General features: G+C 62.2%; 8 protein-coding genes. 2 read left to right on the forward strand and 6 right to left on the reverse strand.

From position 1 onward, the window contains the following. Window positions 1–32 precede the first annotated feature (32 nt). The 6 genes from M5B43_RS12685 to M5B43_RS12710 are packed head-to-tail and all read right to left on the reverse strand — an operon-like array spanning window position 33 to window position 5,362. Window positions 33–2,426: a fimbria/pilus outer membrane usher protein gene (locus M5B43_RS12685; protein WP_248750431.1), complete on the reverse strand. Its 2,394-nt coding sequence runs from the start codon at window positions 2,424–2,426 to the stop codon at window positions 33–35. Between the two features lie 41 nt (window positions 2,427–2,467). Next, complete coding sequence (locus M5B43_RS12690) at window positions 2,468–3,253, reverse strand: molecular chaperone (protein WP_248750432.1); 786 nt, start codon at window positions 3,251–3,253, stop codon at window positions 2,468–2,470. A 26-nt stretch (window positions 3,254–3,279) separates the two neighbouring features. Further along, entirely contained in the window at window positions 3,280–3,732 is a 453-nt protein-coding gene (locus M5B43_RS12695) for a spore coat U domain-containing protein (protein ID WP_248750440.1), read from the reverse strand. A gap of 53 nt (window positions 3,733–3,785) precedes the next feature. Continuing rightward, window positions 3,786–4,319 carry a spore coat U domain-containing protein gene (locus M5B43_RS12700; protein ID WP_248750433.1) on the reverse strand — a complete coding sequence of 178 codons (534 nt, stop codon included), beginning with the start codon at window positions 4,317–4,319 and terminating at the stop codon, window positions 3,786–3,788. An 18-nt stretch (window positions 4,320–4,337) separates the two neighbouring features. Then, on the reverse strand, window positions 4,338–4,880 hold the full coding sequence (locus tag M5B43_RS12705; protein ID WP_248750434.1) for a spore coat U domain-containing protein: 543 nt from the start codon (window positions 4,878–4,880) through the stop codon (window positions 4,338–4,340). Further along, complete coding sequence (locus M5B43_RS12710; RefSeq protein ID WP_248750441.1) at window positions 4,874–5,362, reverse strand: spore coat U domain-containing protein; 489 nt, start codon at window positions 5,360–5,362, stop codon at window positions 4,874–4,876. The genes M5B43_RS12705 and M5B43_RS12710 overlap by 7 nt, the downstream gene beginning before the upstream one ends. A gap of 223 nt (window positions 5,363–5,585) precedes the next feature. On the opposite strand from M5B43_RS12710, the gene zapE reads away from it, so the two are divergent. Both zapE and M5B43_RS12720 read left to right on the forward strand, forming a co-directional pair. Continuing rightward, window positions 5,586–6,683: a cell division protein ZapE gene (gene zapE, locus M5B43_RS12715; protein ID WP_248750435.1), complete on the forward strand. Its 1,098-nt coding sequence runs from the start codon at window positions 5,586–5,588 to the stop codon at window positions 6,681–6,683. 38 nt (window positions 6,684–6,721) lie between these two features. After that, the gene (locus M5B43_RS12720) at window positions 6,722–8,026 is read left to right on the forward strand and encodes a protein kinase (RefSeq protein WP_248750436.1); all 1,305 of its coding nucleotides are present in this window, start codon (window positions 6,722–6,724) and stop codon (window positions 8,024–8,026) included. Window positions 8,027–8,087 lie beyond the last annotated feature (61 nt).

Raw genomic sequence — 8,087 nt, forward strand, 5'->3', positions numbered from 1 at the left:
AGTCCTTGACCCGCACCCGCACACTCCCTATGTCATTGGCACACCAGTGGTCCGATCAGGGGTACCTGTGCCTGCGTGGTATCCAGTTCGAACGTGGCCTTGCAGGTTTGGCCGTTACCCACGGTGACCTGCAAGGTGTTATGGACCTCCAGGTTTTCCAGATAGACCAAGCCGTCCCAGCCCACCACCGCCAGCGCGCCACTTTGCTCGTGCCGTACCTGGCTGCCCAAGGGCAAGTCCTGATGCTGGGCATCGACCAAGGTGACGCTCGCCGCAATCACCCGGCGTACCGGAAACTCCAGCAGATAGCCGCTGCCACGGCGCACGGCAATGCGCTGCTCGACATTCGGAACTTGCACGTTGGACGGCAGGTTCAGTGGGTCGATCTCATATTTGGCGCGGTAATAGGCGCTGGTCCACGGCACCAACAAATGCCCGTTGCGGTCGGTTTGGCCCACCACTTGGTTCTCATAACGCACCGGTACGCCGCTGAACCCATCGGTACTCACCACGACAAACGCATCGTTGACGCGGTTGGCGGCGAACACTTGATGGTCCATCCACACCAACGACCCGCTGGCGTCTGCCCAACGCGTTTGGGCGGCGCTGCTGCCATAAACGCCCGCCTGCAACTGCACCGACTGCAAGCGCCAGGTCAGGTCGGCCTGGCGGTACGCCGGCCCATCACCGCTGGCGTAACCCAGGTTAAAGCCCACGCCGCCCTCTGCCGGTACCGCGCGGCTGTAGTTGAGCCGTTGCTGGCTCTGTCCGGTTTTGCTGCGCTCACTGCCCACGCTGAGGCTGCCATAGACATCGAAGGGCACCACCACCTGTGCCTGCACTGCCCAACTGCTGTCGCCAACCTCATGGTTGGCCGACAGGTAAAAACTGCTGCTACGCCACAGCGATTTGCTCCAGGTGAGGTTCACCAGCCGAGTGCGAGAGTCGTCCGTGGCCTGCACATCAAAATAGCCCACGCCCAGACTGCCGAAATCGTTGAGGTTCAGGCTTAAGGTGGCCTGCTGGCTGCGCTTGCTCAGGCTGGCATAGGGTGTGTCGATCAGGCTCAGGTCGGCATATTCATCGCGGCGTTCTACCCGCTGGTACGACAGGCTGTAACGCTGGTTGCTGTACTGGTAGCCCAGGCTCAGTTGCTGGCCGGTCCGACCGTCATACTGGCTTTGGCTGACGGCCGTATTGAGCACGCCGAAGTTGCCGAGCCGCAGGTTGCCGCCCACTCCGCCCAAGGTCAGGTCATTGGATGCTTCGGCATGGCTTTCCAAGGTAAACAGGTCCGACAGCCCATAACGAAACGTGCCACTGGCCACTCCGGGCCCGTAACCGAAATCGCGTACCGTGTAGTCGCGGCGCAAGTTACCCGCCGCCACCGAGAAGTCCGACAAGCCCTGTTGCAACAACGTACTGGTGACATAAAACGGCACCGTGGTCGACACCTGCCGGCCCAGAGTATCGGTGGTGACGACCACCGCTTCCCCCGCACCATTGATAAATGGCACGTTGGTCAGGGTATAGGGCCCAGGCTGCAGGTTGGCGCTGCTGGATTTATAGCCATTGATAAACAGATCCACGGATGAGGGCACTGCCGCCTCCCCGGCGAACTGCGGCAACGGGTACGTCACCAGGTCAGGGCGCACGCCGAAATCCCGCGACACCTGCACCCCACCCAGGCGCACGGATGAGCTCCAGGGCAACGCACCGCTGATCACGTCGCCCGCCTCGTAGGTCAACAGGCGCTCATCGTCGGAAAAACGCCACGTGGTGTCATACCGTCGGTAGCCGTTATCCAGGCTACTGCCGGCGCTCCCGCCGCCAAGGGTGGTGCGGTACTGGCCGGTGTTGGACAGCGTGCCCCAGGTATCGAACAGCCGAACTTCGTTGAAGATGCCGAGGTAAGTGCCCGCATCGTCGGTGTCGTTCAAGTAGGCGTCATAGTTGAGCAACGCGCCAAAGCTCGTCAGCGCCTGGGTGCGCGGGTAGTTATTGCGACTGCCGATAAATTGCTCCGGCAACCAGGCGGGAGGCACGCTCAGGATCAGGCGCTGGCCTTGGCTGTCGTAGTCGCTGTGCAGGCCCGGCACGTTATCCAATGCGACTTCGGCACCGACCCCAGCGGGCAGCTTCATCCCCACCTCCTGTAGCACCGACGCCGGCAAAAACAGTTGCCCGGCGCGCTGATTGACGGCCACCACACGGCCGCTGTCCATCTGGTTGACCACCAGTTCCAGGAATAACTGTGCATCGGCAACAGCCTCCAGGCTGCTGGGAGGGGGCGGCAACGGAGCGGCGATGCCCGGCGACGCCAGCGTCAGGCTGCAGAGGCCGCCCACTTTCCACGCCGCTTGCCATAGACCACGAGCTCGATCATGGCTCACCAAGGCTTTGTGTCCATCAATGGACATCTCCATCCGTTAACACCAGGGGCCACTCCATGCCCTACCGCACCCCGTTATCGCCCGGGTGCAAGGCTCTCCAATTGCGTCGCACCGTTGATTCGCACCTGCAACGGCTGGTCGGCAGGCAGCCCATCCGGTACAGGCCAGCGCATGGTCGCGCCGGGCAGCACATAGCCCATCAACCCCTCCACCAACGGCCGAGACTGGCCGCCCTGCTTGAAGGTGGCGTCGGTCAAGCGTGCGTGCACCGCCCCTTGGTTGCGCATTTCGACGTAGTGACGCCCGGCGACGGTGACTTTTTTCCAACTGAGGTCGGGCTTGCCGGCGGTTTTAGGGTCGCGTTCGCGAGTACCGTCAACCTTGCTCCACAGACCCGGCCCATAGGCAAACAACGGCACCGAATAGCGCATTTGAAAGCGAATGGCGGCAGCGGTCTTGCCATCAGGCGGCGCGGCGGCGGGGGTAGCCGATGGGATCTCATCGATGATGATGCGATACGCCAGCTCCTGGCCCGGGGGCACTTCCCGGGTGCGGGTCAACCGCACCAGTTGCTTCTGCCCAGGCTCGATTTTCGCCACTGGCGGGCTACCAATGACGTCACGCTGGTTCTGGTACTGCTCATCAAAGCCGCTCTGGGTCCAGGCAAACACGCGGATCTGCAGGTTGGCAGTCTCCGTGCCACGGTTCTCCAACCACAAGGCACTGGCCTGTTGATCGGCCTCCAGCACCGGATCAATCGGCCAGATCAGTACCGAGCTGGCCGCGTGGGCCTGCCCCGCCGCCAACGCCAACAGCCCGCTTAAACCCGCTGCCCACCAGCGCCGGGAAGCTGCACACATAGATGTCACTCCTTATGCCAATCGCCTTACCACGACAGCTGCACCTGCAACGTGTCGCTGTACGTCCCCCCAGGCTGATTGCCCGGTAACTGCACTCGCCCATAAATCGGCAAGGTGATGCTGTTGGCGTTGCTGTAGGCCACGCTGACGCTTTGGCTGATCCCCAGGCTCTGACTGAATGCCGCGTCCTGAAACAACTGATAAGCCACTTGGGCAGTGCCGCTATTGAGCTGCATCCGCCGACCGCTGTTGTTGTACAAACCACCGTTGACACTCATGCTCAGCGCGACCCCCGGCGTACATTGCAGGGTCACGCCACTGGTCAGCGCGACGGACACCGTGCTGGTCGCCAGCGCCGAATACGTACCGAACGCCAGGTTGCCGTAGTTCGTCCCGCCACCGACCACCAGGCACCCCGGGGTAATCGTCGCGCTGACCTGGAACGACTGGCTGGTCACCGCCAACAGCGACACCGGCATGCCCCAGCCGATGCCCACCGCCAACGCAACCCACCCGGCCCGGCCCATGGCACTCAGAACGTCAGGGTCACGTTAACCGTGTCGGTGTACGTACCGGCCGGCAGCCCCACCTTACCCGTGGCCTTACCGTAAATATTCACAGCCTGGGCAACCCCTGTACTGGGTGCCAGGTTGATCACCCCACCAATGGCCAGCAGCGTTGAGTGGCCGCTGTCCGTGTAGAGGTCATAAGGCACGTAGTTGGCCACGCCGTCGTACAGGGCCCGACTACCGCCGGTGGACTGGCCGTCATGGGCGCCGGCAGACACCGTCAACGTCGGAGAGGTGCCCGCCGAACACAGGATCGACAATGCGCCGCCACCGCCGCCCAGTACCTGGCCATCAGCCTCGGTGAACAAGCTGTTGGCCGTACCAAAGTTCAAGTTACCGAAGCTCATCCCCCCCGTCGCCGCCGCACCGTTGACCTGGCAACTGGTGGTCAGGACCAGCGTAGCGCTGACAGTGCCGGCCACGGTGGCCGCCTGCGCACCCGACACCCACACCAGCGCCACTAGTGGAAAAACCGCTTTCAATATAAGTGCATGCATGATGTCCATCCTCATGGTTTACCAATCCAGAGTCACCGTCAGGGTGTCTGTGTAGATGCCGGCCGGTAGGGCCCTGGTATTCGCCACCACCGAGCCGAATACCGGGATCGGTACGTGTGTGCCCTTGGTCACGACGAAATTGCGCTGCTGTCCGATGCGGTAGGCACTTTGGCCCAAGGGATCTGCCGACAGCCGATAGGGAATGGTCTGGCGCCCGTTACTCAGGCGCCGCGTGGTGCCGTCACCGTGAGCACCGCCGTCGATGGTTACGGTAAAGCTGCTGACCACCGAGGGGTTGCACGACACCGACAGCGGCGCCTTGGTGTCATCGGTGACCTTCGCGTCCAACGGGTTGCTCCAGGTCGGTCCCTGGCTACCAAAATCGAGTAACGCCGTGCCGCCCGCAGGGCTGACCGGTGCACTTTCAAGGCCTTTGCTCACCTCACAACTGGCGGTGATGACCAACCGCGCATGAATTTGCCCGGTGACAGCCGCGTCGGCGTCATCGGCCAGCAGCAATAGGCCACCCAGGGCCACGAGGGCCAGGCCCCGGCTTACCATGTGACCGTGACCTTGAGCAGGTCGCTGTAGCGGCCGACGGCGGGAATGGCCCTGAGCGGCTCGATGCGGCCATACAGCGGCAGGTCAACGCTGCCCGATTCGGGCACACGCCCGCTCAGCGGTTCATTCACCGGCAACGGGATACGCCGCGCTGCGTCGGCATACAGACGATAAGGAATGGGTTGGGTGGAGGGCGTGGTGCTGAGGTAACGCACCTCGCCTACGCCACCATGCAAGCCACCGTCGACGCGCACTTGGTAAGGCGTGTCGGGGTTGCACTCCAGGCGCGGCTGGCGCTGGCTGATCAGGGCCGCACTCAAGGGGCCGGCCGGGTCATCCAGACGCGGGCCGCTACCGAAATCCAATACACCAAGTTGCTCGATGCCCGCGTTGCGGGTAGTACCTACCAACTGGCAACCCCGCTGCACGTCGATACGCACCTCCACCTGAAGCTGCGCAGCGTAGGCTGTGTTGCTAAGCATCGCGCCCATGACTGCCAATAGTGTTTGTCCCTTCACTGCCCCAAATCCTTGTACCGGGGTGATTGCTGTGGTTGAGGTTAGTCATTAAGGGGGAATCTGCCAGTCGCGTGCACATTACGCGCGTGCCATGCTTTTTTGAGACAGCTGTTCGCGCCGTTCTCTATTGGTCAAATAGCGACAGTCCCCCTAAAGTGAGCGACCACCGCACTACAGAGGACAGGCCTTGGCTGTGTTTTCCCTGATTCAGCGCCTGCTGGGTAAAAAAAACGACTTCGCTCACCTTGCTTCGCCGGTCTCGACGCTCTTCCAGAACCGGGCCGACCAACAGGGCTATACCCTCACTGAAGGTCAAACCCGGGCGATAGCCACCCTGACCCGCGAAGCCCAGCACCTGCTCGCCGGCAGGCCAACCCGCGGCGTGTACCTGCACGGCCCGGTAGGCCGTGGCAAAAGCTGGCTGCTTGACGGTTTTTTCCAGGCACTGCCGATTACCGAGAAGCAGCGCGTGCATTTCCACACGTTTTTTGCCCGCCTGCACCAGGGCATGTTCAAGCACCGCGAGCATCAAGATGCCTTGGCCGTCACGCTGGATAAGCTGCTGGCGGGCTGCCGCGTGCTGTGTTTCGACGAATTCCACGTCCACGACATTGGCGATGCCATGCTCATCAGCCGGTTGTTCAAGGCGCTGTTCCAGCGTGGCGTGCTGGTGCTGGTGACCTCCAACTACCCCCCTGAAGGGCTGCTGCCCAATCCGCTTTATCACGAGCGGTTCAAGTCGGTGATTGACCTGATCGCCGCACGCATGGATGTGCTGGAAGTCAGTTCGCCCCAGGATTTGCGCAGCCTGCCCCAGGCCCACACGCAACAACGCTTCACCACCGGCCAGTATGTATGGCCGGGAAGCTGCGCCCAACGTGACACCCTTGGGCTGCCCACCATGGATTGCCCGGCGCACCCCCTGACCGTCGGCCACCGCCTGTTACGTTGCCGCAGCCAACAGGCACGCACGATCGCATTCACCTTCAACGACCTGTGCGAACAGCTCACAGCCACCCTGGATTACCTGTTGCTCTGCGAGGACTTCGACCACTGGATCATCGATGGCCTGCCGCAGTTGGCGCAGTGCCCAATCGCCGTGCAACAGCGCTTTATCAATCTGGTGGACGTGCTGTACGACCAGGACAAACGCCTGACACTGATCGGCCAGCAACCCTTGGACCAATCCCTGGAGGGCCAGGCCATCGACCTCGCCCGCACTGCCAGCCGCCTGTGCCAATTGCAAACGGTCTGTCCGCAACGGGCGCCCGACCCGGTATCATGAGCGCCTTTTACCCCCCTTGCCGAGTGACCGCGCCGTTCATGAATACCCTCGCCCAACTCAAGGCCGGCCAATTGGCCGGTATTACGCGCCTGGACCTGGCCTGCGGGCTGACCGAATTCCCCCAGGAAATCTTCGAACTGGCCGATACCCTGGAAATTCTCAACCTCACGGGCAACGCCCTGAGCAAGCTGCCCGACGACCTGCATCGCCTGACGCACCTGCGTGTGCTGTTCTGCTCGGACAACGCCTTTACCGAACTGCCGGAATGCCTGGGCCAGTGCGCGAAGCTGAGCATGATCGGCTTCAAGGCGAACAAGATCAGCCATGTGCCCGCCGCCGCCCTGCCCCCGCAGTTGCGTTGGCTGATCCTGACCGATAACTGCATCAGCCAATTGCCCAGCGAATTGGGCGAGCGGCCATTGCTGCAAAAGTTGATGCTGGCCGGCAACCAACTGGCTCACCTGCCGCAGAGCCTGGCCCATTGCAAAAACCTGGAGCTGATCCGCATCGCCTCCAACCGCCTGACCCAACTACCGCAGTGGTTGCTGACATTGCCGAGCCTGACGTGGCTGGCCTATGCCGGTAACCCGGTGGAAATGGCGGTAGACATGGCGGACGATGACGCGACGCCGGATATTCCCTGGCCTGAACTGGAGCTGGGCGACGTGTTAGGCGAAGGTGCCTCTGGGATCATTCGCCAAGCGTTGTGGAAGCCACACGCGTTGCCGGTCGCGGTCAAACTGTACAAAGGCACGATTACCAGCGATGGCTCGCCGCTGCACGAGATGCAAGCCTGTATCGCCGCCGGGCGGCATCCAAACCTGATCAAGGTGCAAGGCCGCGTCGTCGGTCACCCGGATGACCAGGCCGCGCTGGTGATGGACCTGATCGACCCTAGCTACCGCAACCTCGCGGCGCTGCCGAGCCTGGCCTCCTGCACCCGGGACATCTACGAACCCACCACGCGCTTCAGCGTTGACGTGGCCTTGCGCATGGCGCGGGGCGTCGCATCCGTCGCCGCACACCTGCACCGGCACGGCATTACCCATGGCGATTTGTACGGCCACAATATTTTGTGGAATGCGGCGGGCGATTGTTTGCTTGGGGACTTTGGTGCAGCGTCGTTCCATGCCACGGCGGATACCCTGGAGACCAAGGCCCTGCAGCGCATTGAAGTGCGGGCGTTCGGGGTGTTGCTTGGGGAGTTGCTGGAGCGGGTTGAGACTGAATTCAACGACGAGGAGCTGATAGCGCTGCACAAAAGATGCTGCCAGCCCGATGTATGGGCGCGACCGAGCTTCGAAGAAATCGAAGCCTTGCTCAAATCTATCCAATACCAATAAATCAATGTGGGGGCTTGCCCCCGATGGCAGTGGGTCAGCTGAGGATGAGCTGACTGATCCA

The organism is Pseudomonas sp. MWU15-20650 (genome assembly GCF_023242475.1).
Taxonomy (GTDB): domain Bacteria; phylum Pseudomonadota; class Gammaproteobacteria; order Pseudomonadales; family Pseudomonadaceae; genus Aquipseudomonas.

What these genes read in the sequence shown, in the direction of transcription:
- M5B43_RS12685 (WP_248750431.1), bottom strand. Translation starts at nt 2,426, where the DNA reads ATGGAGATGTCCATTGATGGACACAAAGCCTTGGTGAGCCATGATCGA.
- M5B43_RS12695 (WP_248750440.1), bottom strand. Translation starts at nt 3,732, where the DNA reads ATGCCGGTGTCGCTGTTGGCGGTGACCAGCCAGTCGTTCCAGGTCAGC.
- M5B43_RS12720 (WP_248750436.1), top strand. Translation starts at nt 6,722, where the DNA reads ATGAATACCCTCGCCCAACTCAAGGCCGGCCAATTGGCCGGTATTACG.
- M5B43_RS12700 (WP_248750433.1), bottom strand. Translation starts at nt 4,319, where the DNA reads ATGCATGCACTTATATTGAAAGCGGTTTTTCCACTAGTGGCGCTGGTG.
- M5B43_RS12705 (WP_248750434.1), bottom strand. Translation starts at nt 4,880, where the DNA reads ATGGTAAGCCGGGGCCTGGCCCTCGTGGCCCTGGGTGGCCTATTGCTG.
- M5B43_RS12690 (WP_248750432.1), bottom strand. Translation starts at nt 3,253, where the DNA reads ATGTGTGCAGCTTCCCGGCGCTGGTGGGCAGCGGGTTTAAGCGGGCTG.
- M5B43_RS12710 (WP_248750441.1), bottom strand. Translation starts at nt 5,362, where the DNA reads ATGCTTAGCAACACAGCCTACGCTGCGCAGCTTCAGGTGGAGGTGCGT.